The following is a 24,592-nucleotide window of genomic DNA, read 5'->3' as shown; positions in this document are numbered from 1 at the left end:
TGAATTTGAGTGGCTTGGAGATAAAGCACCTTATGAAGTAGAAGGAAATCCTTATAGAGAATATGAAAAATAACAGCTAGGGCAGCGATTTTTTATTCTGAAGAGCCAAAACTGATTCATCTTATGCAGTTAAAGATTCAAAGTGAAGATTTGGATTTTTCATATGCAGGATTTTATAATCTAAATCTTGATATAGGCGATATTACCCTTGTAAATGGAAATGTTGAATTTAGCGATGCTCATATTATAGAAACGGAGATTTCATTAGGAGGAATTGAGTGTGGCGGAAGTAGATATTTTACACCAGAAGTATCATTTCGTTACATAAAAGCCCGCAAATCGAAAATTTTAACGATGCTAATGACGCAATCTTTAAGTTTGGATTTTTCATGTGCCAAAACAGAAGAAACAGAGGTTTGCTTGGATCCGCTGCCGAAGACTTTTGAAAATTTGTGTTTTGTGAAATCAAATATTTCTCAAGTAAAGTTGTCTAATGCGTCAATAAAAGAATTAGACATTAGAGAAGCAAGATTTGATTGCTTGGAATTGCTGCGTTGTGAAATTTTGGGTAAAAGTAATCTTAGTGGAAGCATAAAAAGATTTCTATTTAATGATTGCATAAATAATAAATACAAATATTTTAAGGATTGTATTAGAAGATACAGAAGAAGTATCATTTGAGGATGCAATCAATAGTGGGAGAATTTATTTTAAAGACTTCCCTAAACTAGTTGAAAAGATTACCGAAAAAAAGAATGAACAACTCTTGATGCTAAAGGAAAATTTTAGACAGCTCGGGGAATATGATAATGAAGATATTTGTCATCTTCATTATCAAAAAGCGAAAACGAAAGAAGAAAAAAGATATTATATAAGAGGATTACGCAGGCTGCTGGATTGGATTAGCGGATATGGAACCAAACCGTGCCGAACATTTTTAACTATAATTCTTCTGATTTTAATATTCGGAACGGCATATTATGTAATACCATGTTTACAATATCAAGGAGTAAGTGGATGGCTAGAGTGCATTTATGCAAGTGCCATTACTTTTTTTGCAGTAGGCTATGGCGATCTTTTTCCTGCTACACTTGCAACGAAGATGGTTTCATTGGTAGAGGCGTTCTCTGGAGTGACAATGACAAGCTATTTCTTGGTGCTTCTTTCGAGAAAGGTCATTCGATAATGATTAATGTCATGGTGGAGTAAAACGAACGCTCTGTAATTTTGGCACCCGCCCAGGCTGCGATCAAGAACCCCCGCAAGTAACTGCGTGAGGCGCTGAGAGCATAAGGCTCAATAAAATATTATAAACGCCCCGGTTTCCGCAACAGGAAGCCGGGGCGTTTTTGCACAAAAAAGAAGGCACGATTTTGGGGCTTTGACGAATTTGTGCCGGGCCATTGACAGCAGAAGGGCAGAGGCGTATTTTTGGTGCAGTAAGCGGGACAGAGGATCGTGAAGCTGCCGCTTTTTTGCCCTGCAAAGGTGCTTCTGCTTGGCTGGGGCCTGACCCGATGAGCTTATTTTTTGCATCTGCGGGACAAAAACAATGAAAGTACAGATTATGGGACGCCTTATCTGGTATGCTTGCCGTACCGAAAACACGGACGATCGGAAAAGGAGCAGAGAATGCGATGGATGCTGAATAAAACAAAGTTTCTGGCAGGAAAAACAGACCCGGAAAACACCAGCCTATGGCTGCCGCTCTGGATGCACCTGCGAGATACGGCAGAGATCATGGAGCTTCTGGTGCGGAAATGGCTGCCCGACAGCGTAAAAAAGGCATCCGGGTTGGAAGAGGAAGAATTGGTGTGTTTGGCTCGCTTTTTGGGCTGGGGGCACGATTTGGGCAAAGCGATTTTAACCTTCCAGAGCATGATCATGCAGTGTTTCCCCGAAGCGAAACAACGGCTGGAACGCCTGACACCGCTGAGCTGCCCGGTGCAGAACCGCAAACAGTCGCCTCATGCCCGGGCGAGTGAAGCAATCTTGAGAGAATTGGGGTGCCCTGTCGGAATCGCTTCGGTCGCGGGTGCCCATCATGGTAGGCCGCAGAATGGCGAGGCAGTCGATAAGCAGCTGGACGGCTGGGAGAGCAACTATTACCCGAAAGAGCAAAAGTGCTTATGGGAGGGCTTTTGGAACGAATTGCTTCAGGCGGCACTGCAGGACAGCGGCTATTCCGGGGTAGATGCGCTGCCGGTGCTCAACCAGCCCGAAGAGATTTTGCTGACGGGACTTTTGATCATGGCAGACTGGATCGCCAGTAACACGGAGTATTTCCCGCTGATCCCAGTGGAAGAGCTGGGCAGCAGGGGGGATTATCCGGCGCGGGTGGACAGGGCGTGGAAAAAGCTGGCGCTTCCCTTCCCATGGGAGGCGCAGCAGGGCATTGCAAAACCGCAGGAGTTTGAGGTGCGGTTCGGCTTTGCGCCCAACGCCGTGCAGCGAGTGGTTCTGGATGCGGTGAGTGCTGCGGCAGAACCGGGCATCCTGATTCTGGAAGCGCAGATGGGCGTGGGCAAAACAGAGGCGGCTCTGGCCGCTGCGGAGATCATGGCCAGCCGGTTCAGTCTGGGCGGCATCTTTTTCGGACTGCCCACGCAGGCTACGGCAAACGGCATCTTTCGTCGGCTGCTCCACTGGGCAGATACCCAGTCGGAGGAGGTGCCGCAGGCCATCCAGCTGGCCCATGGCATGGCAGAGCTGAATGAGAACTATCTTCGGCTGCAAGGGGGCAGGGTGCAGCTGGAAGAGGATGCGCCGGAAGAGCATCAGGTACAGGTGCATCAGTGGTTCCGGGGCAGCAAGCAGGCATTGCTGGCCAGCTTTGTCGTCGGCACAGTGGACCAGCTGCTGATGGCAGCACTGACCCAAAAGCACGTGATGCTGCGGCATCTGGGGCTTGCGGGCAAGGTGGTGATCATCGACGAGTGCCATGCCTACGATGCTTACATGAACTGCTATCTGGATCGCGCACTGGAATGGCTGGGCTGGTACAAGGTGCCGGTAATTCTGCTGTCGGCCACCCTGCCCGCCCGGCGGCGTGCAGAGCTGATCGAAGCGTATCAGCAAAAGCACAGGCCTGACCCGGATGCCCCGTGGAGATTTAGCTGCGGCTATCCGCTGCTGACATGGACGGACGGCGCAGAGGTAAAGCAGACCGTCATCCCGCTGGACACACCCGGACAAACGGTGCAGCTGACCCCGCTCACAGAGGCAGAGCTGCCCGGGCTGCTGCGCCGGAAGCTGGCGGAGGGCGGCTGTGCGGGGGTGATCGTCAACACAGTTAAAAAAGCGCAGAAGATCGCGCAACTGCTGCGGGAGGGCTTGCCCGACAAAGAGGTGCAGCTGTTCCATGCACAGTTCCTGATGCCGGACCGTGCCGCGCGGGAAGAGCAGCTGATGGAACGCATCGGCAAGGATTCTGTGCCGGAGAGCCGGAACGATCTGATCGTGGTGGGCACGCAGGTGATGGAGCAGTCTCTGGACCTTGATCTGGACGTTCTTGTCACCGAGCTTTGCCCTATGGATCTTCTGTTGCAGCGCATCGGACGGCTGCACCGCCATTGCCGCAGCCGCCCAAAGCCCTTACAGCAGGCCTGCTGTGCGGTGCTGGACACCGGAGAAGAGGCTTTTGATGCGGGCAGCGAGGCGGTGTATGGTCAGTGGCTGCTCTGGCGCACCCGGAAGTATCTGCCCCGGAGCATCCGGCTGCCGGAGGACATTGCCCCGCTGGTGCAGCAGGTCTACGGCTGGGAACAGGAAGCCCCCGAAACGGAGCAGGGGGAGAAGCTGCGAAGTGAGTACGAGCAGACGCAGAAGGAAAAGAAAGGCCGCGCCGGGGCGTATCTTGTGCAGCAGCCTGAGGTCGATGAAGATTTTCAGGAACTCAATACGTTGGATGACTGGATGCAGAACGTGGGCGCAACTTCTGATGCAGCTGCCCGGGCGGCGGTGCGGGACGGCGACCCCTCGGTGGAGGTGTTGGTGATGCAGCGACGGACGGACGGAAGCATCCATTTTCTGCCATGGCAGGAGGGCGGCAGCGCCGTAGCCGCCGACAGCCCGCCCCCGCCGGAGACGGCGCTGAAGATCGCCCGGCAGAAGCTGCGGCTCCCGGCGGTGTTCGGCAAAGCGTGGAAGGTGGACGAGGTCATCCGGGAGCTGGACGCAGACGACCGCAGATGGCTTGCAGTGTGGCAGCTGTCACCGCTGCTGCACGGAGAGCTGGTCCTGCTGCTGGATGAAGACCTGACCGCCCATCTTGCGGACATGGAGCTTTGCTATGACCGCGAGAATGGTCTGGAATATCGGAAGGAGGAGAAGGATGAAGGAGATCGAATTTGACCTGTTGACCGAACCATGGATACGGGTACGGCTGAAGGACAATACGGTGCAGGAGGTGTCCCTGACCGAGGCGCTGGTGTCGGCGCAGGACTATGTGGATCTTGCGGGTGAGATGCCGACACAGGATGCCGCCGTGCTGCGGCTGCTGCTGGCGGTGCTGTTTACTGTGTTCTCCCGCGTGAATGTAAAAGGCGAGCCAGAACCTTTGGAAAAAAGAGGTCAGGCGTTGCGGCGATGGAGCGAGCTGTGGCAGCTGGGGCATTTCCCGGCAGAACCTATCCGGGACTATCTGGAACAGTGGAAGGACCGCTTCTGGCTCTTCCACCCGACGCACCCCTTCTGGCAGGTGCCGGAAGCAAGAATCGGCACGGAGTATGGGGCGGCCAAGCTCAACGGCGAAATGTCGGAAAGTAGCAATAAACTTCGGCTCTTTCCGCTGTATGCAGGGCAGAGCAAGGAGCAGCTGAGTTATCCGCAGGCGGCGCGGTGGCTGCTGTGCGTGAACGGTTATGACGATACCTCTGCGAAGCCCAAAGGAAAAGGCTTGCCGTCCGTCGGTGCCGGATGGCTGGGCAAGATCGGCTTTATTCAGGCACAGGGCAACAGCCTGTATGAAACGCTGATGCTGAACCTTACACTGTTGCGTGATGGACGGGAATGCTGGGGAGAAAACAAGCCCTGTTGGGAATTGGAAGTGCCAAAAAGTGCGGAGCGAACTGGAATTTGCTGCCCGGACAATCCGGCAGAGCTGCTCACCCTGCAATCCCGAAGGCTGCTGTTGCACAGGACGGGGGAGAACGTGGATGGGTTCTATTTGCTGGGAGGCGATTTCTTTCCCAGAGAAAACGCCTTTGCCGAGCAGATGACCATCTGGCGCACGAAACCGATAAAGAAAAATGAGCCGGTGGTGTTCGTGCCCCACCGCCACGACCCATCCAAGCAGTTCTGGCGGGAGTTCCCGGCGGTCTTTTGTCAGGACAGCGGGCATCGCCCGGGCCTTGTATGTTGGATCGAAGCATTGCAGGATAAGAGACTGAGGTTTCTGAATCCTCGCAGGAAGATCCATTTTCGAATCTCTGGGGTTCAGTATGGGGATAAGGACTTTTTTGTAAACGATTCTTTCAGCGACAGCCTGACCTTTCAGGCGGGGCTACTGGACGAACTGAGCAGGCCATGGACGGTGCGGATAAATCAGGAAGTAGAGCGCTGCGAGAAGGCCGCAGAGAGCATTGGAGTCCTGTGCAAGGAGCTGAAGCTTGCCGGAGGACTGGACTACAATCAGGTGAAAGGCTTCAAAGAAACGCAGAAAGTGACAGAAGATGCCCGTGCACAGTTCTACTTTGCAGTGGACCAGCCCTTCCGGCAGTGGCTGCAGGAGATCGACCCGGAGCAGGACGACCCGGACGAGGCAGTGCTGCGCTGGCAGGCACAGGCGCGCAGCATCGCGGAAAAGCTGGGAAAACAGATGGTGATGGAGGCCGGAAATGCCGCCCTGAAGGGACACCGCATTGCGGTTGGGGACAAAAAGACCGAGCGCACCATCCTGTATACATCGCCAAAGGCCTATAATCGTTTCCGCGCAAGTCTTTGGGAGATCTATCCCAAAACAGAACCATAAAGGGGGAATCGTATGAAAACACAGGACGTCAGAACGTATACAGAGCAGCGGCTGCGCAGGCTTCAGAACCTGCCGGACAACCAGCGGCGGGCCGAGCTGGCAAAGCTGCGGCGGGGCGTCGGACACCGGCCCGGCGAGCTGCCGGAGCTGTGGGGGAGTTTCCTGCTGGGAATGCCGGAAGGCTTTCAGGGTAACAACGGCCCCTCCCACGCAGAGTGGGCGATCTACCTTGCCCTGACCCTGTACGCCGTACATCAGCAGGGGAATGACCAGCCCATGAACCGCCAGCACAGCACGCTGGGGTGGGCTGTGCGGCAGCTGGCAGAGCGGAATACTTCTGCCGGACAGGACTGGACCGAGGCCAGCGTGCTCCGGCGGTTCAACGCACTGGCCACCGCAGAAGAGATCACCGAGATCAGCCACCATCTGAGGGGGATGGTCCAGCTGTTGAGCGCGGCAAAGGGTGGCGCGATCCCGCTGGACTATCCGCAGCTTGCGGTGGACCTGTATGAATTGCAGTGCACCGACCCGCAGTACACACAGATCCCCGCCAACGTCCGTCTGCGGTGGGGCCAAGACCTGTACTGCGAAACGAAGAATGCATCGTCGGAAGAGGAAGAAAAGGAGAATTGATCATGAAAAAGCGCCTGTATGTTGATTTTCACGTTTTGCAGACCGTCCCGCCCAGCTGCATCAACCGGGACGACACCGGCAGCCCCAAAACGGCCATGTACGGCGGCGTGCTCCGGGCCAGAGTCTCCTCGCAGGCGTGGAAGCACGCCATGCGCAAAGACTTTGCGGAAAATACCCCGCTGGATGTGGGCAAGCGCACCAAAAAGGCGGCAGAGCTGGTGAAGGAGCAGATCCTTGCGCTGGACTCGGAACTGGATGCAGACAAGCTGGCAAAGAAAGCACTGGAAAATACGGGGATCAAGAGCGACGACAAGGGCACCAAGGCCTTGTTCTTCATGAGCACTGCGCAGGCAAAAGCGCTGGCAGCGCTGGCTGTGGCAGGCAGCACCGACAAAAAAGAATACCAAAAGGCTTTGAGAGCGGCTCCCTCGATGGATATGGCGTTGTTTGGCCGCATGGTGGCAGATGATCCCTCCCTGAACTATGACGCCGCAGCGCAGGTGGCGCACAGCATCTCCACCCATGCGGTGAAGAACGAGTACGATTACTTTACCGCAGTGGATGATTGTCCGGCAGAGGACAACGCCGGTGCAGGCCATCTGGGCACAGTGGAGTACAACTCCTCCACCCTGTACCGCTATGCCACAGTGAACGTGTTGGAGCTGGCCGGGCAGCTAGGCGCAGAGCAGGCCGCAGAAACGGTACGGGCTTTCGGCGAGGCGTTTCTGTTCTCCATGCCCACCGGCAAACAGAACACCTTTGCAAACCGCACCCTGCCGGATGCGGTGTATGTGACCATCCGGGAAGATCAGCCGGTGAACCTGTGCGGCGCATTCGAGCGTGCGGTGTCCCGCGGCGAGCAGGGAGGCTATGCCGAGGCTTCCAAGGCTGCGCTGGCCCAGTATGCGCAGCAGGTGTATGCCAGCTTTGCCGAGGCTCCGGCCCAGAGCTTTACTGTGGGCGGCGGGCTGGAAGCACTGGCTCCGGCACAGACGGCAAAAGCCATGCTGGACGCGCTGGAAAAGGCTGTCCGGGATGCGCTGTCCGGAAATGAGGTGGAGTAATGGCAACGCTGTTGCTTCGGCTGGCAGCGCCTTTGCAGGCGTGGGGCGCGGACTCCAAATTTGAGACCCGTAAGACCAACCGGGAACCCACCAAGAGCGGCGTCATCGGCCTGCTGGCGGCGGCTCTGGGGCTGCGGCGGGACGAGAGCGAAGGGCTGGCCCGGCTGACCGGGCTGCGGTTCGGCGTCCGTGTGGAACGGGAAGGGCAGCTGCTGGTGGATTACCACACCGCAAAGACGCAGGATGAAAAGAACTCGTATGTGACCTATCGCCATTATTTGCAGGACGCCGTGTTTCTGGCCGGGCTGGAAAGCGAGGACACTGCCCTTTTGCTGCAGCTGCAGGATGCGCTGCAGCACCCGGCTTTTCCGCTGTATCTGGGCCGCCGATCCTGCCCGCCTGCCCTGCCCCTCTGTCTGGGGCTGCGGCAGGGCAGTTTGCAGGAGGTGCTGCAAACTGAACCGCCCCTGTGCCCGGGGAAGCTCTGCCGGATGGTGCTGGACGCCGACCCGCAGGAGCCGGGCGCGGCAGTGCAGAGGGATGTGCCGGTCTCTTTTGACCCACATCACCGGCAGTACGGCTACCGCTCGGCGCAGGAGCTTTGGCTGACCATGTCGGATGGCCCGGAGAGCACCGGGCATGACCCGTTCCGGGAATTGTAAAAAAGGGGGAGAGAGGATGTATTTATCACGGGTAGAACTCGATCTCACCCGCCGCAGCACCATGGAAGCACTGGCCGCACCGCAGAAGCTGCATGGCGCAGTGGAAAGCGCCTTTGCAGGGGAGCGCCGCCGCAGACTGTGGCGGCTGGACCGTCTGGGAGAGCGGCTGTATCTGCTTCTCCTCAGCGAGGACGCGCCGGACCTGTCCGGCGTGGTGGAGCAGTTTGGCACCGGGGCGGCGGCCGAGACCCGCAGTTATGACCCGCTTTTGGAGCGGGTGGTGCCGGGAAGCTGCTGGCAGTTCCGGCTGACCGCAAACCCCACCAAAAGCCGCAAAGACCCCAAGGCACCCGCAGAGCGGGGGAGCGTGATGGCCCACTGCTCGACGAAGTATCAGAAGCAGTGGCTGCTGGATCGGGCGGCAAAGCACGGCTTTGCCCTGCGGGAGGAGGAATTTACCGTGACCCGAGTGCAGTGGCAGCGCTTTGCCAAGCGCGGCACCCGGCCAGTGACCCTGCTGGCCGTGACCTACGAGGGTGTTTTGCAGGTGACGGATGCAGAGCAGTTCCGGGCGATGCTGTGTCAGGGGATGGGGCGCGGCAAGGCCTATGGCCTTGGACTGATGACCGTCATGCGCGGAGGAAACTGAGATGGACGAGATGCCGGGCATGATCCGGCCCGACCTGCAGGCACTGCCGCAGGTAAAAGACCGGATGACTTTTCTGTATCTGGAGCACTGCACTCTTGGCCGACAGGACGGCGCGATCACGGTCACGGACGAAAAAGGGGTGGTCTCCATCCCGGCGGCGGGCATCTCGGTGCTGCTGCTGGGGCCGGGTACGCGAGTGACCCACCGCGCCATGGAGCTTATGGGCGACACCGGAGTGGGAGCTGTCTGGGTGGGAGAGCACGGCGTGCGGTATTACGCCCATGGCCGCCCGCTGACGACCCACTCGCAGCTGCTGCTGCGGCAGGCAGAGCTGGTCACTCACACCCGCAAGCATCTGGAGGTGGTGCGGAAAATGTATCAGCTCCGCTTTCCGGAGGAGGACATCTCTCGGCTGACCATGCAGCAGCTGCGGGGCCGCGAAGGCAGCCGTGTGCGGCAGGTGTACCGCAAAGCGTCCAAGGATACGGGCGTTCCGTGGAACGGCAGGCTGTACCGTCCGGAGGATTTTTCGGCGGGAGATGCAGTCAATCAGGCGCTTTCCGCCGGGCACGCCTGCCTGTACGGTCTGGCGCACGCGGTGATCGTGGCGCTGGGGTGTGCACCGGGCCTCGGCTTTGTCCATGTGGGGCACGAGTGCTCTTTTGTGTACGACATTGCAGACCTGTACAAGGCCGAAGTGACGATCCCGATCGCCTTTGAGGTGGCGGCGCAGGCCCCGGAGGACCTGTCATCCGTGGTGCGCCGCCGGGTGCGGGATGCCATGGTGGAGCACCATATTCTGGAGCGGATGGTGCGCGATATTCGGTATCTGCTCCTGAATGCAGACGAGCCGGAAGCAAAGCAGGAGACCGTTTACCTGTGGGACAACAAGATAGGCACCGTGGCCAACGGCATCAACTATTTTGAGGAAGAGGAAGGTGAGGAGACATCGTAGTTCTCACGATGACGAACTGCCCGCCGAAGCTGCGCGGGGATCTGTCCAAGTGGCTGTGCGAGATCAACACCGGCGTCTATGTGGGCAACGTGAGCAGCCGGGTGCGGGATGCGCTGTGGGAGCGGGTGTGCCAGAACCTGAAAAACGGGCAGGCGACAATGGTGTTCACAACGGCGGGAGAACAGAGGATGGACTTCCGCACCCACAATACCACATGGGAGATGGTGGATTTTGACGGCATCAAACTGATGCGGCGGCCGCTGCCGCAGATGGAGCAGAACCAGCTGGATCTGAAGCCCGGGTTCAGCAAGGCAGCGCAGTGGCAGGCGGCGCGGAAAGCGGGCAGAACGCAGCGGGGCAGAGCGGATTACACCGTGATCGATCTGGAGACCACCGGACTGAAAGCCGCGTCGGACGCCATCATTGAGTATGGAGCGCTGCGGGTACGGGATGGCGTGCCGGTGGAGGAGCTGACGATGCTGGTCTGCGGGGTGGAAAAAGTCCCGGCAGAGATCACGGCGCTGACCGGCCTCAGCGCTGCGGAGCTGCAGCAGGGAACAGAGCCTCGGGAAGCATTGCAGCGCTTTTTGACCTTCCTTGGCAAAGACCCGCTGGTGGGGCACAACATTGCCTTTGATCTGGAGTTCCTCCGCATGGCCTGCAAGCAGTATGGTTTCCCGATATTGACCAACCATCAGACGGACCTTGCACAGCTCGCCCGCAGAAAGCTTTCAAGGGTCGCAAACTATAAGCTGGCAACGCTGGCGCAGCATTTTCAGCTGGCAGAAAAGGTGGAGCATCGCGCTCTGCCGGATTGCCGCCTGATCCAGCAGGTCTATTGCAAACTGAAGGAAACGGCAGTACAATAGCAGCAGGAGGCACGGTGCTACGGGATCTTTTTAGTCTTTTCCCCGCATACGCGGGGGTGATCCCAAGACGGCCATCGAAAAGGCCAGCGCGGTAGCCTTTTCCCCGCATACGCGGGGGTGATCCCTTCTTCATGCCCCCACTCTTTAATATTTTTCTCTTTTCCCCGCATACGCGGGGGTGATCCTACGGCGACAACACAGCAAGGCCGCACTACCACACTTTTCCCCGCATACGCGGGGGTGATCCTCAATTACGACCCAGATCTCATTGCCGTTGCATCTTTTCCCCGCATACGCGGGGGTGATCCTGTTTGCTGAAAATGCAAAGTACGGCGTTCAGACTTTTCCCCGCATACGCGGGGGTGATCCCGAGGGGTTGACAGCCCCCCGGCTTTGTGGTATCTTTTCCCCGCATACGCGGGGGTGATCCGTGGGACGTGTCCATTGAAGATGCCGGGATAGACTTTTCCCCGCATACGCGGGGGTGATCCCAGGCAGTGCTCAATCAGGAAATCTATGCACAGCTTTTCCCCGCATACGCGGGGGTGATCCCTCATGGTTGCGGATGTGGTGCGCAAGTATAAGCTTTTCCCCGCATATGCGGGGGTGATCCTGATTGAATTGAACGGGTACAACGTAACGGCGGCTTTTCCCCGCATATGCGGGGGTGATCCCGGGTTCTTGGTCACGTTCGTGCCGAACTTCAGCTTTTCCTCGCATATGCGGGGGTGATCCCATGACCGGCAACGGGTATGTGGCAAAAGATTACTTTTCCCCGCATATGCGGGGGTATTTCTGGTTCCAGCAGAACGCCGTCGGTCTTGCGGGGCGGTCGTGCATCCGAGTACCGGCAGGCCCAGCGGGCCAGAGCTAATTTATAACCGAAATTATGCATATATTCTGTTAAATATGAATAAAAGCTAAGAAAATGCGAATATGTACTTGCATTTTCCGCGCAAAAGGTGTATTATCCCTCTATCGACGTCATACGCCGACAATAAATGAGAGAGGGATTGGAACATGATGTCTTTTAAGAAAATCGCTGCGGCGGTCATGGCGGCTGCCATGACGCTGGCCGTAGTGCCTTCGGCTTTTGCCTGCACGGCGCTCTACGTCGGCAGTGACCTCACGGAGGACGGCACGACGATGTTCGGCCGCATCGAGGATCTGGGAACCAACGACAACAACAAGCTGTTCTATGTCAGCGCAGCCGGGAATCACAAGGCAGGCGAGGTCTACGATGGCTGCTACGGCTTCACCTACACCTTCACCCACGACAGCTACAGCTACACAGCGCGCCGTGACGACAATACCTCGGGCGTCTGCCCGGACTGCGACGGCACCCACGACCACACGCCGTATGAGGAGGCTGGCACCAACGAGAAGGGCGTCATGGTCTCTGCCACCGAGTCGCTGTACGGCAAGGACGCTGCCCTTGCAGTTGACCCCTATGTGGACGACGGCATCGAGGAGGCCGAGATCACCACGGTCCTGCTCAGCGAGGCAGGCACGGCCCGCGAAGGCGTCGCCCTGCTGACATCCATCTATGAAAACGCCGGTGCAGCCGGTGGTTCCGGCGTATTCATCGGCGACCAGAACGAGACGTGGTTCGTCGAGAACCTGACGGGCCACACCTACGTCGCCCTCAAGCTTCCAGACAGCGTCGTGTTTATGCAGCCGAACGTCTCGGCCATCGGCAAGATCGACCTCGACGACACGGATAACGTCATCGCATCGGCAGATGCCATCTCCGTCGCACAGAAAGCCGGTACCTTCGTGGGCGATGCAGCGGCGAACGTCATCGACTGGAACGCTTCCTATAATAATGAGGACAACGCCCGGATGCCGGCCGGTCTGAACTATCTGAACGGCGTCGATACCTACACCGAGGACAACTACACCGAAGCAGACTACGCGATGAGCAACATCGGCGGGGACGGCAGCATCGTCCCGCTCTACTCCAACATCAAGCTGACCAAGAAATTCGGCGTCGAAGACGCGCTCAACTTCTTTAGGGTCGAACCCATCGGCAAGACCAACAACGTCGAGACCCACCTGTTTCAGGTCAGCTCCACCGGCGAGCTGGATACGGCCATCGTCGAGTGGACGGCCTTTGACGACGACGTGTACAACGCCTTCGTCCCGTACTATCCGCTGCTGACCACCGACACGGCAGATGTCTACAAGTACTCTCCCGCGAAGGTCGTCCGCTCGGACGAGCAGCCCACCGAGGGTGTTTGGTACAAGGACCAGAAGGGCAGATACTACACCTACCCGGAGGACTGGACCAAGTCCTTCTACGGCGCACGGGATGCCCTGTCGAACCTGCTGACCTACGGCGATGTCTCCGAGAAGGACAAGGCTGCGGCCAAGGCAGACTATGCCGCCCTCCAGAAGGACATCATGGAGGAGTTTGCAGAGATGAAGGCTGCTGTCGCTGCTGCCGATACGAAGGAAGCAAAGCAGGCTGCCGCCACCACTGCAAGCAACAAGATGAGCGAGAAGGTCTACGAAAAGACCGTCAAAATGTACAATAAGCTTCAGAAGAAGCAGGAGGTCCGCGCATGGTTCGGGTCTCTGCTGAATAAAAACTCTTAAACTGAATCAGAATCGACTCCCCGGGAAGCGGAACAGCTCCCCCGGGGAGTCCTTTTTGTACAAAGAAATACCCCGGCTACCCTGCATCTGCGCAGAAAGCCGGGGCAAGGAGAAAAGGGAGAATGAAAAATGAAGAAGGTAACTTAGAATAGCGTTTTCGTGTTCTGATAAACAGCCTTATACTTCTGATAGGTCTTATCATAGACCGATGCTGCCGCAGAATCGGGATAGAGGACTTCGCTCTCAGCGGCCAGCTTCTTACCGAAGTCGCGGGTGACGTCGGAGAGGCCGACGCTCTCGGCGGCGATGATAAAATCGCCCAGAGTTTCCGTCTCACCGCTCTTGAGGCGGACGATAGGACGGTTCAGCACGTCGGCGAAAATTTGACACCAGACGCGGCTGTTGGCTGCGCCGCCGCCCAGAGGAATGGGGGAAATAGACTTCTTGGCAGCAGGCATAATTTCCATGCAGTCCCGCATAGAGAGTGCGACGCCCTCCATGATGGCGCGGACGAAAGCACCGTAATCGGTGGAAAGGCTCATGCCGAAGAAGACGCCCCGGGCGTCGGAGTCCCAGATGGGGGACTTTTCACCGGCCAGATAGGGAAGATAGACCAGACCGTTGCAGCCTGCGGGAACCTTCTCAGCCAGCGTGTTCATGTAATCGTAGACGGACAGGCCCGCAGCCTCGGCCTTCTGCTGGACGGCGTCGCCGAAGACATCACGGAACCAGCGCAGGGAGATGCCGGCGTTGTCGGTGGTCTGCAAAATGGTGTACAGGCCCTGATAGGGGCTGCGGCAGTTCAGCAGACGCTTATCGTAGATGGGCTCGCTGCCGATGTAGCAAATGCGGCCGCTGCTGCCGATGGTGAGGGCGACATCGCCCTCCTGCACAGCGCCTGCGCCCAATGTGGCCACTACGCTGTCCAGACAACCGGCAGACACCGGTGTACCGGCTTTTAATCCGGTGATGTGGGCAGCCTCCTCGGTGACGCCGCCCACGATGTCGCAGGGGTCGTAGGGGGTAGGCAGCAGCGAGAAGGGAATCTCCGCCTTTTTGGCGATCTCGCGGCTCCACTCGCCGGTGCGGATGTCGGACAGCGAGGTGAGGCTCATCCGGGGGCGGTTCATGGAGAACTTTCCGGTGAGCTTCTGGATGATGTAGCCGCTGGGCATCAGCATTTTATACGCCCGAGCCACCAGCTCGGGGCGGTTGTCGATGAGCCAACGCAGAGAGGGCAGGCAGAACGAGCCCTTGTCCAGCTTGTCCGCCGTGACGCGGAGGACGAGCTCCTCGCCGACATGCTCACGCAGCCACGCCACCTGCGGGTCGGCGCGCTTGTCGTGGTGGCCGATGGCGTTGTACACCGGCTCGCCTGCCTCGTCCACCAGCGTCATGGCATTGGTGCAGCTCAGGCCGATGGAGGCGATGCGGCTGCTGTCGATGCCTTGCTGCTCAAAGCAGTCGCGTAGATTCGTCTGGACGGCGTTCCACCAGCGATGGGGATCCTGCTCGGCCCAGGACGGCTGCGGGTGTATCATGGAGTACTCCTGATAGGCGTGGGCGACAAGCTCACCCTTCAGGTCATAGATCGCACATTTCGTGCCGGTAGTGCCGATGTCGATGCCCAGCAGCAATGTTTCGTTTTGAGTCATATCCGTGACTCTCCTCCTTTACCAATCAAAAGCGCAGTCCGTGGGAGGGCAGAGCATCCTGCTGTGCTTTCGTCATAGCGATGCCACGGTCACCCAGAAGCAGGAAAAGCTTCGCCTCGTCCTCAATCTCCTCGATGATGTTCAGCGCCTCCTCCATGCTGCGGCCCACGGCCAAAGGACCGTGATTTGCCAGAAGCACCGAGTTGCGCTCTGCGATGAGAGGGAAGACGTGGTCGCACAGTTCTACCGAACCGGGCGTCATATAAGGAAGGATGGGCAGCTCGCCCACGCGCATGCTGTAGCCGGGGGTATACACCGGGATAGCGCAGGAGGAGTCTGCATTCTTCATACAGGAAACGGCCACAGCATTGCTGCTGTGGACATGGACGAGGGCCGAGACGTCCGGGCGGGCGCGGTAGCAGGCCAGATGCATCCGCCACTCTTTCGACGGGATGCCACCGTTGGGGCAGGTGTAGCTTCCGTCCATCTGCAGCAGGACGAGGTCTTCTTCCTTTAAGGATTCCAAGCTCCGGCCGGAGGGGGTGATGAGGATGCCGTCGTCGCAGCGCAGGCTGATGTTGCCGCCGGAGCCGCTGACCAGCCCCTTGGCGTGGATGAGGTGGCAGGTATCGAGAAAAAGCTGTATAGAGCCGGTATGGTTCATAAAAGTAGCCTCTTTCTTTTTCGGTGCCCTTCTATACTATACCATAAAAGACGCGCCGCGCGCGAGTACAGGACAGAAAAGGCACAGGATAGGGCCGGACGGGAGGCCCGGCAATGAAACGTGAAATGGAAGCAAAAATTTTTAGGTAAATTCTGAATTGATTGTAGCAAGTTGCAGGACAAAACGCAAGCGGCAAAACGCTCAAAATGGTGGCCTTTCTCGAAGCGATTTGCACAAAACGACGCGAAGGAGGCCGTCTGGTTGGCAATATCCACAAGAAATTTTCGATTTTCTTGTGAAAAAGACATCTTGTGCCACTGCGCGAAGGTGTGATATGATAAGGCCAGAAAAATCTTTAGGTAAATTTGAGGAAGTTTCATGAACACAGTACAGAACATCGAGTGCGTTACGGATCTCAGCCTGCTGGTCAATACCTCTTTAGTAGATGTGGTGGCAGACAAGATCCGGCAGAATATTTATACCGGCAAGTATGAGGCCGGAAAGAAGCTTATCGTCCGGGAACTGTCCGAGGAATTTGGTGTGAGCCATACGCCAGTGAAGGATGCATTGAACCGTCTCATCTCCGAGGGCTATGTGGAGGCGCTGCCCCGCCGTAGCATGGTGGTGCGTACCTACACGAACGCCGAACTGCTGGATGCGCTGGAAGCTCGCATGATGTGCGAGGTTTTTTACGCAGATGCGATTATTGAGATGTCAAAAGGACACCCTGAGCTGGTGAAGGAGCTGAAGGAAGTGATGGCAACGACCCGCCGTTTGGTGGCGGAGCGCGGCGAACACTTCAACGCCGATTGGGTCGCAAATGAGGTGCGGTTTCATCGCTGCTATATGCTTTACTGCGGCAACGCCCGTGTGGTCAAAATGCACCAAGACCTTGGGACCAACCGCATCACATTTCTGGCCTATCTCGGTGTCAACCATACTCCGCTCAAGCTGAGTACACTGGAGTGCAACCTCATGGAGCATCAGGCCATCGTGGATGCTATCGCAGCTGCAGACTCTGCCCGCTTCATCAATGCAGTCACCCGCCACATCGCCCGCGCCACCGACGACTACGCCACCGATGACGAATGCCGTGCCAAGGCTGCCCGTATCAAGGCGCTGAAAGCAAAATACGAAGTTTGATACAGATTGATTTTTATTTTTGGATCAAATGCAGGAGACCTGAATAGAAAAGGGCCTTTTCGCTCTAATATTTACCTAAAAATTTAAAATTTTAGAGCGAGATATAGCCTGCGCGCAGCAAATACACTGAACCCAACCTGTTGAGAAAGACTCCGCAGGTTCAAAAAGGAATAAGAAAATTTAGGAGGACATCGATTATGAAAATCTCTCGCAGAAATTTCCTGAAGGTTCTTGGCTCTGCAACAATGGCAGGCGCTCTGGCAGCCTGCGGCGGTTCTTCTTCCACCAGCGCTGCTGTCTCCGGCGCAGCATCGACTGCCGCAGCGGCAGCTCCCGGCACTACTTATACGATGAATATCGGCTCGGTCATGAGTGCATCTCACCCCTCCATCGTCGCGCTGCAGAGCTTTGAAAAGGCTGTTGAGGAGCGCACTAACGGCGGCATTCAGGTCGAGATCTACACTGATAGCGCGTTGGGCGGTGAGAGCGACCTGATTGAGCAGGTGCGTGGCGGTTCCACAGAGGCCTGCATGCAGATGGGTGCTGCAAACTTCGAGGGCATCAACGCAGAGGTCAACGTGGCCCTGTTGCCCTTCCTGTTTACCAGTCTGGACAATGCTCGTAATGCATGGGGCGGCGATTTCGGCGCTCAGTTCGCCGAGAAGCTCATTGAGCCCATGGGATTCAAGGTCCTGTCCATCTGGGAGAGCGGCTACCGTCACATGACCAACAACACCCGCCCGCTGGAAAAGCCCGAGGATCTGAAGGGAATCAAGTTCCGCACCAACGAGAACAGCATGAAGGTCGCCATGTACGACGCACTGGACGCTTCCATCGTCATCATGGCCTTCTCTGATGTTTACACCGGCCTGCAGAACGGCACCATCGATGGTCAGGAGAACCCGCTGTCCAACATCTACTCTTCTTCTCTTCAGGACGTGCAGAAATACCTGTCCCTCACCGGCCACATGTATGACGCCGCTCCTTTCGTCTGCAATATGGACTGGTTCAACAGCCTGCCCACCGAGTATCAGGAAATCTTGATGGAAGAGGCCAAGAACGCCCGTGAGATCGATCTGGAAGAGAACGATGAAAACAAGTACCTCGACCTGCTGAAGGAAGCAGGCATGGAGGTCAACGAGGTCGATAAGGCTGCCTTCCAGGCCAAGATGGACGGCGTGTGGGCCGATTACGCCTCTCAGTACGCCGACGGCCAGAGCTGGATCGACTTGGCCACCTCTTTTAATAAGTAAAGATAAGAGCCTGTCGGCCTCCGAGAGAAAGGAAGGAATAGACTTTGGCAAAGAAGCTTCTCGATACCATCAAATTCCTGCTGCGGCTCATCAGCTGCGTCTCCATCTGCCTGCTGGTGGTCATCGTGTTCATGCAGGTCATCAACCGCAACTTCTTTGACCACTCATTTACTTGGGTGGAGGAAGTGGCCAGCATGGCGATGGTTTTCATCACCTATCTGGGCGCGGCAATGGCTACCATCAACAACGGCAATACCCGCATCGATTTCTTTATCCGCAAGCTCCCGACCCCGGTGTATAACGCTTTCGAACTGCTCGACGACGTCATCTGCATCGTGTTCCTTGTCATCGTGTCCACCATTGCCTATAAGCAGATGCTGACCAGCTGGTCCATGCAGACCCCCGCCCTCCGTCTGCCTCAGGGTATCAATTATCTGGCCATCCTGCTGGGCTGCGTGCTGATGATCGTCTTCTATGTGGTTTGGGCCATCCTGCACCTGATGAAGCTGATGGGCAGGGATACCTCTAAGGAAGAGGAGGAATTGAATCGATGAATACTGGATTGATCCTGATGTTTGTTGCGCTGGCGGTCTGCCTCCTCATCGGCGTGCCGGTCGCATTCTCCATCGGCATCAGCTGCATGACTCTGCTCTACGTCAACGGCGGCCCCTCGATGGACATTCTGCTGCAGCGCATGGTCAGCGGCGCAAAGAGCTTTAATATGCTGGCGATGCCCATGTTCATCTTTGCCGGTGCCTTGATGGTCTACGGCAGTACACCGCGATTGATAAAGCTGGCGAATATGCTGCTTCGTAAATTCCCCGGTGGTCTGGGTGCAACGGCTATGGCTGCCTGCGGCTTCTTCGGTGCCGTTTCCGGTTCCGGTGTCGCCTCTGCTGCCGCCATCGGCAAGATCATCGGCCCCTCCATGCTGGAGGAGGGGTATCCCAAAGGCCTGACGGCCGGCCTTATCGCAGCCGGCGGCACGATGGCCTGCATCATCCCGCCAAGCATCGTCATGGTGGTCTACGCCCAGTCGGCCAGCGTCTCCGTGGGCGATATGTTCCTCGGCGGCGTGGCCCCCGGCCTGTTGACCATCATCGCCCTCATCGCCCTGAATAGCTTCTTCGCTGTCCGTCGGCAGAAGAAGGAGAACAAGGACCCTCACGAGTACACCGTCAATGAGCGCATGAAGATCATTCTGGATGCTCTGCTGCCCCTGCTGATGCCCGTGGCCATTCTGGGCGGCGTCTTTTCCGGTCTGTGCACCGCTACCGAGGCCGCTGTCGTGGCTGTGGTCTACGCGCTGTTCCTCGCCGTGTTCGTCTACCGCGAGCTGACCCTGAAGGACTTCTTCAAGGTGTCTGCTGACGCTGTCGTTTCCACCGGCGTCATCATGCTCATCATCTCCGTCGCTTCTCCCTTCGGCTGGCTCATGTCCACTCAGAAGGTGCCCCAGATGTTTGCAAGCTGGCTGATGAGCATCACCGACTCCAAGTTCCTTATCCTCGCCTTCATCTTCCTGCTGCTGATGATCCTTGGTATGTTCATGGAGACGGTCTGCATCATCATCCTGACCACCCCCATCCTGTTGCCCATCGCGGTATCGGTCGGCCTGACTCCGCTCCACTTCGGCATCGCCCTGCTGATGACCCTGATGGTCGGCAGCCTGACCCCGCCGCTGTCGGTCAACCTGTTTACCTCCTGCCGTGTGCTGGGCATGAAGGTGGACGAGGCCTTTCCCGATACGCTGTACGTCATCGGCACGGTGGCACTCATGGCGATTCTGACCTTCACTATTCCCGGATTGGCGGAATTCCTGCCCGCTGTTCTGGGCGGCTAATAAAAACGCAGCTGCGCTACCATTGCATGACAAGCCCCCGGTCTCTGTTTTCAGAAGCCGGGGGCTTTTTGCGTCTTCTCCGTTGCATTTCGCCCGAAAGTATGTTTCAATAAAAAGCAGTGAATAGCAGTTTGCGTTTTGAATGCACAAGCAGCATCCGCAAACTGCATATCGCAAATATGCCGTTTTGATAGGCACTATTTTTGAAAATTGCGATAAAAATGAGTCAGAACGGGGAAAAGGAGGCTGCGGGATGCTGAAGATCGCGGTTGTCGAAGATCAGCAGGAGGTGCGGGACGAGCTGTGCCGGTTCATCCGGAAGTACGCCGCCGAAAACAGCCTGCAGGTGGAGGCCGTGCCCATCGAGGACGGGGCGGTCATCGCGGCCCATTACGAGCCGGGCTGGGACATCATCTTTATGGACGTGGAGATGCCGGGGCTGGACGGCTTCGGCGCGGCGGAAAAGATACGGGCCGTGGACGGGGACGCCGTGCTGGTGTTCGTGACCAACATGGCGCAGTACGCAATCAAGGGCTATGAGGTGGATGCGCTGGACTATGTGCTCAAGCCGGTGAACTACTACCAGTTCTGCACCAAGCTCTCCCGGGCCGTCCAGCGGGTGGAGCGCCGCCGGGGCGGGCAGGTCGTTCTGCAGCTGGCAGGCGGCGGAATGCAGGTGCTCTCCACCAACGACATCTATTATCTGGAGACCCGTGACCGGCTGCTCTGGTATCACACTGCAAAAGGGGAGTTTTCGGTCCGGGCCAGCCTCGCCAGCGCCGAAAAGCAGCTGGCACAGTACCATTTCTCCCGCTGCAACCAGTGCTATCTGGTCAACCTGCAATACGTCAAGGCCGTGGAGAACGACTTCGTCCACGTCAACACCGACCGCTTGGAGATCAGCCGCCGCCAGCGCGCAGCCTTCCTCACGGCGGTGGCGTCCTACATTGGAGGTGTGCTGTGAGCATCGTTTTCCACCATGTCATCTTCCGGGCGCTGCTGCGCTGGGGTGCGGCGCTGGCCTTCTGTCTGCCGCTCAAACACCGGCCCGGCTTCCGCCTCCGTGCACTGGGGATGCTGCTGCCGCTGATGGGCCTGACCTATGTGCTGGATCCTTCGGCCCAGAGTACCAACCTCCACGAGCTTCAATTCTCGCTGCTGGCGCTCTATGTGTCCTTCTTCGTCCTGCTGGGCATGATGATCTACGCCTGCGTCGAGATCGACCGGAAGGGGGCACTCTACTGCGCGGTGTGGAGCCTGCTCACCTCCCAGACGGCCTATGAGGGCTGGCGGCTGGCGGAGGTGTTCTTTGAGCGCCGCGGCACCCCCCTCGATATCGATGGGCTTCCGGTCCGGCTGGCCCAGCTCACCACAGGTGCGATCTTTTATTTTGTCATCTGTAACGCCCTCTCCCGGAAGATGTCTTATAAAGGAGAGTACCACATCGGCCCGCGCCAGCTGACCAGCGCTTTTTTCATCGGCATCCTCTTCATGTTCCAAGCTGCGCTGCTGAGCAGCAGAGAGATGTTCGAGATGCCCGCCAGCCTTGCGGGCACGGTGCTCATCGGACAGTTCTACTTCCTGACCCTGCTCTACTTCCAGACCGAGGTGTTCAAGAAGTCGGCCATGCAGAAGGAGATGGACACCCTCAACCTTTTATATGAGCGCCAGCGGGAGCAGTATCAGGTGGCGCGGCAGAACGTCCAGATCATCAACAAGCGCTGCCATGAGCTGAAGCTTCAGATCGCCGCCCTCCGCCAGATGTCGGGCGCGGCGTCCGACCCGCCCGACCCGGAGCTGAAGGCCCACATCGACGAGGCCGAGAAGGCGGCACAGCTTTACGACGCCAGCCGCAACACCGGCAACGAGGTGCTGGACGTGGTGCTCACCGAAAAATCGCTGCTCTGCGAATCCCGCCGCATCCAGCTCAATGCGGTGACGGACGGCAGCTGTCTGGGCTTTTTTGAGGCCAGCGACCTCTACGCCCTCTTTGCCAATATGCTCGACCACGCCATCGAGAGCGCCGTGCAGGTGCCCGAGCCGGAGCGCCGCTGCATCGACCTGCTGGTCTGCACCCGTCAGAGCTTCGTGGTGGTGAACATCATCAGCCCCGACCGTCCGCCGGAGGCCGCCGACACCCGCGCCACCCACTACGCCGTCAAAGTGACGAACCGCATCGTCCAGAAATATAAAGGTACTCTGACCACCGAGAGCCAGAACGGTTTCTTTGCGGTGAAGATCATTTTTCCGCAGGGGAAGTAACCTCTCCGTCAGCGCTGACGCGCTGCCACCTCTCCTATCGAGGAGAGGCCTTGGCATTCCGCAAAGCTTCGTCTCTTCGCCAGAGGCTCCCCTACAAGGGGAGCTGTCTGCGAAGCAGACTGAGAGGTTGTATGAGGGAGAGCCTGCCCCACGCCGCAGGCGTAGCGAAGAGGTTTAAGACCGTCTCACAAAATAAATGTGGGGCGGTCTCTTTCTTTGTTGTATCCATCTATTTGTGAGAGATGCACAAATATATTAGTTTTGATTTGGCGGCGCAAAACCGAATATCCCCGCCATCCGACCGATTATCGCAACGCTCTTGCGAAAGAAAAAGTCTTTGATAAAATAATAGCGAAATCAAAAAACGACCGCACAACAGAGAAAACACCACGATACACACGGGAGGAAAACGAATGCGAAGCATTGCCAAGCTTATGCAGAACTGGCAGTTCACCGGGCCGGACGGCTCCACGGCAGCCGTCGTGCTGCCCCACACATGGAACGCGAAGGACGGTCAGGACGGCGGCAACGACTACTGGCGCGGCACCTGCACCTACAGCACTGCCTTCGCCGCCCCGGCGTTCGACGCGGCTTCGCAGCAGGTCTGGCTCCAGTTCGAGGGCGTCAACTCCAGCGCCAAGGTCCTGCTGAACGGCAGGACCATCTGCGCCCACGATGGCGGCTACTCCACCTTCCGTGTCCACATCTCTGAGCTGCTGGAAAAGGATAACCGTCTTACCGTCGAGGTGGACAACAGCATCAACGACCGCATCTACCCCCAGAAGGCCGACTTTACCTTCTACGGCGGCATCTACCGCGACGTCAGCCTGATGGTGGTCCCGAAAGACCACATCGCGCTGGGACACTTCGGCGACACCGGCGTGAAGATCACCCCGGCCCTCAAGGACGGCAAGGCCGACATCCGGGTCGAGACCTTGGTCGAGGGCGAGGGCGTCCTCTCCGTTGAGCTGCTGGATGCGGCCGGAAACATTGTCGCCACCGCCGAGGGTGCAGACGCCAAGCTCCACCTCGAGACGCCCCACCTCTGGGACGGCGTGAAGGACCCCTACCTCTACACCTGCGTCGTCCGCCTGAGCCGGGACGGCAGGGTGGTGGATGAAGTGTCCAACCGCGTAGGCCTGCGCACCTTCTCGGTGGACGCCAAGAACGGCTTCTTCCTCAATGGCCGTCCCTACCCGCTCCACGGCGTCTCCCGCCATCAGGACCGCAAGGGCGTAGGCAATGCCATCACCCGCGCGATGCACGACGAGGATATGGCCCTCATCCGGGAGCTGGGTGCGAACACCGTCCGTCTGGCCCATTACCAGCACGACCAGTACTTCTACGACCTCTGTGACCAGTACGGCATGGTGGTCTGGGCGGAGATCCCCTATATTTCCGAGCATCTGCCCAATGGCCGTGCCAACACCATCAGCCAGATGAAAGAGCTGATCTGCCAGAACTACAACCACCCCTGCATCGTCTGCTGGGGCGTCTCCAATGAAATCACCATCTCCACCAAGGACAAGGCCGATATGCTCGACAATCACCGGGAGCTGAACGACCTGTGCCACAAGATGGACTCCACCCGCCTGACCACGCTGGCCTGCTATGCCATGTGCGGCCCCTTCAACCCGGTGGCCCACATCACCGACCTCGTCAGCTGGAACCTCTACCTCGGCTGGTATGTGCCGGGCCTGTTCCTGAACGACCTGTGGATGGACTTCTTCCATCTGGTCTACCCCGACCGTCCGCTGGGCTTCTCCGAGTACGGTGCCGAGGGTATGCCGAACCTCCACAGCGCGAAGCCCCGCCGCGGCGATCACACCGAGGAGTATCAGGCTGTCTACCACGAATATATGCTCCGCTGCTTCGACCGGCATAAGTGGATGTGGGCCACCCACGTCTGGAATATGTTCGACTTTGCAGCCGACGCCCGCGATCAGGGCGGTGAGCCGGGCATGAACCACAAGGGCCTCGTCACCTTCGACCGGAAGACCAAGAAGGACAGCTTCTACCTTTATAAAGCATGGTGGAGCGAAGAGAATTTCGTCCACATCTGCTCCAAGCGGTTCACCGACCGCACCGAGAGCGAGATCGAGGTCAAGGTCTACTCCAACCAGAAGTCCGTCGCCCTCTACTGCAACGGGAAGAAGCTCTCGGAGCAGACGGGCGAGCACGTCTTCCGGTTCCGTGTGCCGCTCACCGGCAACATCGAGGTCAAGGCCGTGGCCGGGGACTCCATCGATACCGCGTCCTTCCGCCATGTGGACACCCCGAACCCCAGCTACAAGCTGGTCAAGACCAAATCCAAGAGCGCGAACTGGGTCTGATAATGTTCCGTGAAACATTCCGCCGGTTGGCGGTTGTT

Annotated in this window: 20 protein-coding genes and 1 CRISPR repeat array; of the genes, 18 read left to right on the top strand and 2 right to left on the bottom strand. The window is 57.7% G+C overall.

The genetic code is table 11. From position 1 onward, the window contains the following. Positions 1-123: 123 nt before the first annotated feature. The 11 genes from MTP38_RS12165 to MTP38_RS12115 all read left to right on the top strand — a co-directional run bounded on the left by MTP38_RS12165 (position 124) and on the right by MTP38_RS12115 (position 13,401). Complete coding sequence (locus MTP38_RS12165) at positions 124-681, top strand: hypothetical protein (RefSeq protein ID WP_249233707.1); 558 nt, start codon at positions 124-126, stop codon at positions 679-681. Between the two features lie 88 nt (positions 682-769). Continuing rightward, a complete protein-coding gene (locus MTP38_RS12160; protein WP_249233706.1) occupies positions 770-1,186 on the top strand; it encodes a potassium channel family protein in 417 nt (138 codons plus the stop codon). Between the two features lie 455 nt (positions 1,187-1,641). After that, positions 1,642-4,353 (top strand): CRISPR-associated helicase Cas3', encoded by a 2,712-nt coding sequence (gene cas3 / locus MTP38_RS12155; protein ID WP_249233705.1) that lies wholly within the window; start codon positions 1,642-1,644, stop codon positions 4,351-4,353. Continuing rightward, positions 4,334-5,971, top strand: a complete 1,638-nt coding sequence (gene casA, locus MTP38_RS12150) for a type I-E CRISPR-associated protein Cse1/CasA (protein ID WP_249233704.1) — start codon at positions 4,334-4,336, stop codon at positions 5,969-5,971. The genes cas3 and casA overlap by 20 nt, the downstream gene beginning before the upstream one ends. A 12-nt stretch (positions 5,972-5,983) precedes the next feature. Next, positions 5,984-6,604, top strand: a complete 621-nt coding sequence (casB, locus tag MTP38_RS12145; RefSeq protein WP_249233703.1) for a type I-E CRISPR-associated protein Cse2/CasB — start codon at positions 5,984-5,986, stop codon at positions 6,602-6,604. A 2-nt stretch (positions 6,605-6,606) separates the two neighbouring features. Next, complete coding sequence (cas7e, locus tag MTP38_RS12140; RefSeq protein WP_249233702.1) at positions 6,607-7,668, top strand: type I-E CRISPR-associated protein Cas7/Cse4/CasC; 1,062 nt, start codon at positions 6,607-6,609, stop codon at positions 7,666-7,668. Then, positions 7,668-8,330 carry a type I-E CRISPR-associated protein Cas5/CasD gene (gene cas5e, locus MTP38_RS12135; protein WP_249233701.1) on the top strand — a complete coding sequence of 221 codons (663 nt, stop codon included), beginning with the start codon at positions 7,668-7,670 and terminating at the stop codon, positions 8,328-8,330. The genes cas7e and cas5e overlap by 1 nt, the downstream gene beginning before the upstream one ends. A 16-nt stretch (positions 8,331-8,346) precedes the next feature. Beyond that, positions 8,347-8,979 (top strand): type I-E CRISPR-associated protein Cas6/Cse3/CasE, encoded by a 633-nt coding sequence (gene cas6e / locus MTP38_RS12130; RefSeq protein ID WP_249233700.1) that lies wholly within the window; start codon positions 8,347-8,349, stop codon positions 8,977-8,979. 1 nt (position 8,980) lies between these two features. After that, positions 8,981-9,934 carry a type I-E CRISPR-associated endonuclease Cas1e gene (gene cas1e / locus MTP38_RS12125; RefSeq protein WP_249233699.1) on the top strand — a complete coding sequence of 318 codons (954 nt, stop codon included), beginning with the start codon at positions 8,981-8,983 and terminating at the stop codon, positions 9,932-9,934. Positions 9,935-9,942: 8 nt separating this feature from the next. Continuing rightward, complete coding sequence (gene cas2e / locus MTP38_RS12120; protein WP_249233698.1) at positions 9,943-10,803, top strand: type I-E CRISPR-associated endoribonuclease Cas2e; 861 nt, start codon at positions 9,943-9,945, stop codon at positions 10,801-10,803. A gap of 35 nt (positions 10,804-10,838) precedes the next feature. Next, a CRISPR array of direct repeats spans positions 10,839-11,599; the repeat unit is 28 nt; unit sequence CTTTTCCCCGCATACGCGGGGGTGATCC. A gap of 224 nt (positions 11,600-11,823) precedes the next feature. Then, positions 11,824-13,401, top strand: coding sequence for a C69 family dipeptidase (locus tag MTP38_RS12115; RefSeq protein WP_249233697.1), 1,578 nt, complete (start codon positions 11,824-11,826; stop codon positions 13,399-13,401). Between the two features lie 143 nt (positions 13,402-13,544). Here the strand turns inward: MTP38_RS12115 and MTP38_RS12110 are convergent, their stop codons facing one another. Continuing rightward, on the bottom strand, positions 13,545-15,056 hold the full coding sequence (locus MTP38_RS12110; protein WP_249233696.1) for a xylulokinase: 1,512 nt from the start codon (positions 15,054-15,056) through the stop codon (positions 13,545-13,547). A gap of 25 nt (positions 15,057-15,081) precedes the next feature. Beyond that, positions 15,082-15,720, bottom strand: coding sequence for a class II aldolase/adducin family protein (locus tag MTP38_RS12105; protein WP_249233695.1), 639 nt, complete (start codon positions 15,718-15,720; stop codon positions 15,082-15,084). 378 nt (positions 15,721-16,098) lie between these two features. Here MTP38_RS12105 and MTP38_RS12100 point away from each other — a divergent pair, with 378 nt between their 5' ends. The 7 genes from MTP38_RS12100 (at position 16,099) to MTP38_RS12070 (ending at position 24,554) form a co-directional block, all read left to right on the top strand. Further along, positions 16,099-16,863, top strand: a complete 765-nt coding sequence (locus MTP38_RS12100) for a GntR family transcriptional regulator (RefSeq protein ID WP_249233694.1) — start codon at positions 16,099-16,101, stop codon at positions 16,861-16,863. Positions 16,864-17,060: 197 nt separating this feature from the next. Beyond that, complete coding sequence (locus MTP38_RS12095; RefSeq protein WP_227620149.1) at positions 17,061-18,116, top strand: substrate-binding domain-containing protein; 1,056 nt, start codon at positions 17,061-17,063, stop codon at positions 18,114-18,116. Between the two features lie 44 nt (positions 18,117-18,160). Continuing rightward, positions 18,161-18,670, top strand: a complete 510-nt coding sequence (locus MTP38_RS12090) for a TRAP transporter small permease (RefSeq protein WP_227620150.1) — start codon at positions 18,161-18,163, stop codon at positions 18,668-18,670. After that, entirely contained in the window at positions 18,667-19,959 is a 1,293-nt protein-coding gene (locus tag MTP38_RS12085; RefSeq protein WP_249233693.1) for a TRAP transporter large permease, read from the top strand. The genes MTP38_RS12090 and MTP38_RS12085 overlap by 4 nt, the downstream gene beginning before the upstream one ends. Positions 19,960-20,212: 253 nt before the next feature. Continuing rightward, positions 20,213-20,923 (top strand): LytR/AlgR family response regulator transcription factor, encoded by a 711-nt coding sequence (locus tag MTP38_RS12080; protein WP_227620152.1) that lies wholly within the window; start codon positions 20,213-20,215, stop codon positions 20,921-20,923. Continuing rightward, positions 20,920-22,221: a GHKL domain-containing protein gene (locus MTP38_RS12075; RefSeq protein WP_249233692.1), complete on the top strand. Its 1,302-nt coding sequence runs from the start codon at positions 20,920-20,922 to the stop codon at positions 22,219-22,221. Before MTP38_RS12080 ends, MTP38_RS12075 begins: the two co-directional genes overlap by 4 nt. Before the next feature lie 413 nt (positions 22,222-22,634). Beyond that, positions 22,635-24,554: a glycoside hydrolase family 2 protein gene (locus MTP38_RS12070; protein WP_249233691.1), complete on the top strand. Its 1,920-nt coding sequence runs from the start codon at positions 22,635-22,637 to the stop codon at positions 24,552-24,554. Positions 24,555-24,592: the final 38 nt, after the last annotated feature.

The organism is Faecalibacterium sp. I3-3-89, from assembly GCF_023347275.1.
Lineage (GTDB): Bacteria > Bacillota > Clostridia > Oscillospirales > Ruminococcaceae > Faecalibacterium > Faecalibacterium butyricigenerans.
This window is presented reverse-complemented; position numbering and strand designations above follow the sequence as displayed.

Bases quoted from the DNA above. Each gene is read 5' to 3' on its own strand.
- MTP38_RS12165 (WP_249233707.1), top strand. From the start codon at position 124: ATGCAGTTAAAGATTCAAAGTGAAGATTTGGATTTTTCATATGCAGGA.
- MTP38_RS12160 (WP_249233706.1), top strand. From the start codon at position 770: ATGCTAAAGGAAAATTTTAGACAGCTCGGGGAATATGATAATGAAGAT.
- cas3 (WP_249233705.1), top strand. From the start codon at position 1,642: ATGCTGAATAAAACAAAGTTTCTGGCAGGAAAAACAGACCCGGAAAAC.
- casA (WP_249233704.1), top strand. From the start codon at position 4,334: ATGAAGGAGATCGAATTTGACCTGTTGACCGAACCATGGATACGGGTA.
- casB (WP_249233703.1), top strand. From the start codon at position 5,984: ATGAAAACACAGGACGTCAGAACGTATACAGAGCAGCGGCTGCGCAGG.
- cas7e (WP_249233702.1), top strand. From the start codon at position 6,607: ATGAAAAAGCGCCTGTATGTTGATTTTCACGTTTTGCAGACCGTCCCG.
- cas5e (WP_249233701.1), top strand. From the start codon at position 7,668: ATGGCAACGCTGTTGCTTCGGCTGGCAGCGCCTTTGCAGGCGTGGGGC.
- cas6e (WP_249233700.1), top strand. From the start codon at position 8,347: ATGTATTTATCACGGGTAGAACTCGATCTCACCCGCCGCAGCACCATG.
- cas1e (WP_249233699.1), top strand. From the start codon at position 8,981: ATGGACGAGATGCCGGGCATGATCCGGCCCGACCTGCAGGCACTGCCG.
- cas2e (WP_249233698.1), top strand. From the start codon at position 9,943: ATGACGAACTGCCCGCCGAAGCTGCGCGGGGATCTGTCCAAGTGGCTG.
- MTP38_RS12115 (WP_249233697.1), top strand. From the start codon at position 11,824: ATGATGTCTTTTAAGAAAATCGCTGCGGCGGTCATGGCGGCTGCCATG.
- MTP38_RS12110 (WP_249233696.1), bottom strand. From the start codon at position 15,056: ATGACTCAAAACGAAACATTGCTGCTGGGCATCGACATCGGCACTACC.
- MTP38_RS12105 (WP_249233695.1), bottom strand. From the start codon at position 15,720: ATGAACCATACCGGCTCTATACAGCTTTTTCTCGATACCTGCCACCTC.
- MTP38_RS12100 (WP_249233694.1), top strand. From the start codon at position 16,099: ATGAACACAGTACAGAACATCGAGTGCGTTACGGATCTCAGCCTGCTG.
- MTP38_RS12095 (WP_227620149.1), top strand. From the start codon at position 17,061: ATGAAAATCTCTCGCAGAAATTTCCTGAAGGTTCTTGGCTCTGCAACA.
- MTP38_RS12085 (WP_249233693.1), top strand. From the start codon at position 18,667: ATGAATACTGGATTGATCCTGATGTTTGTTGCGCTGGCGGTCTGCCTC.
- MTP38_RS12080 (WP_227620152.1), top strand. From the start codon at position 20,213: ATGCTGAAGATCGCGGTTGTCGAAGATCAGCAGGAGGTGCGGGACGAG.
- MTP38_RS12070 (WP_249233691.1), top strand. From the start codon at position 22,635: ATGCGAAGCATTGCCAAGCTTATGCAGAACTGGCAGTTCACCGGGCCG.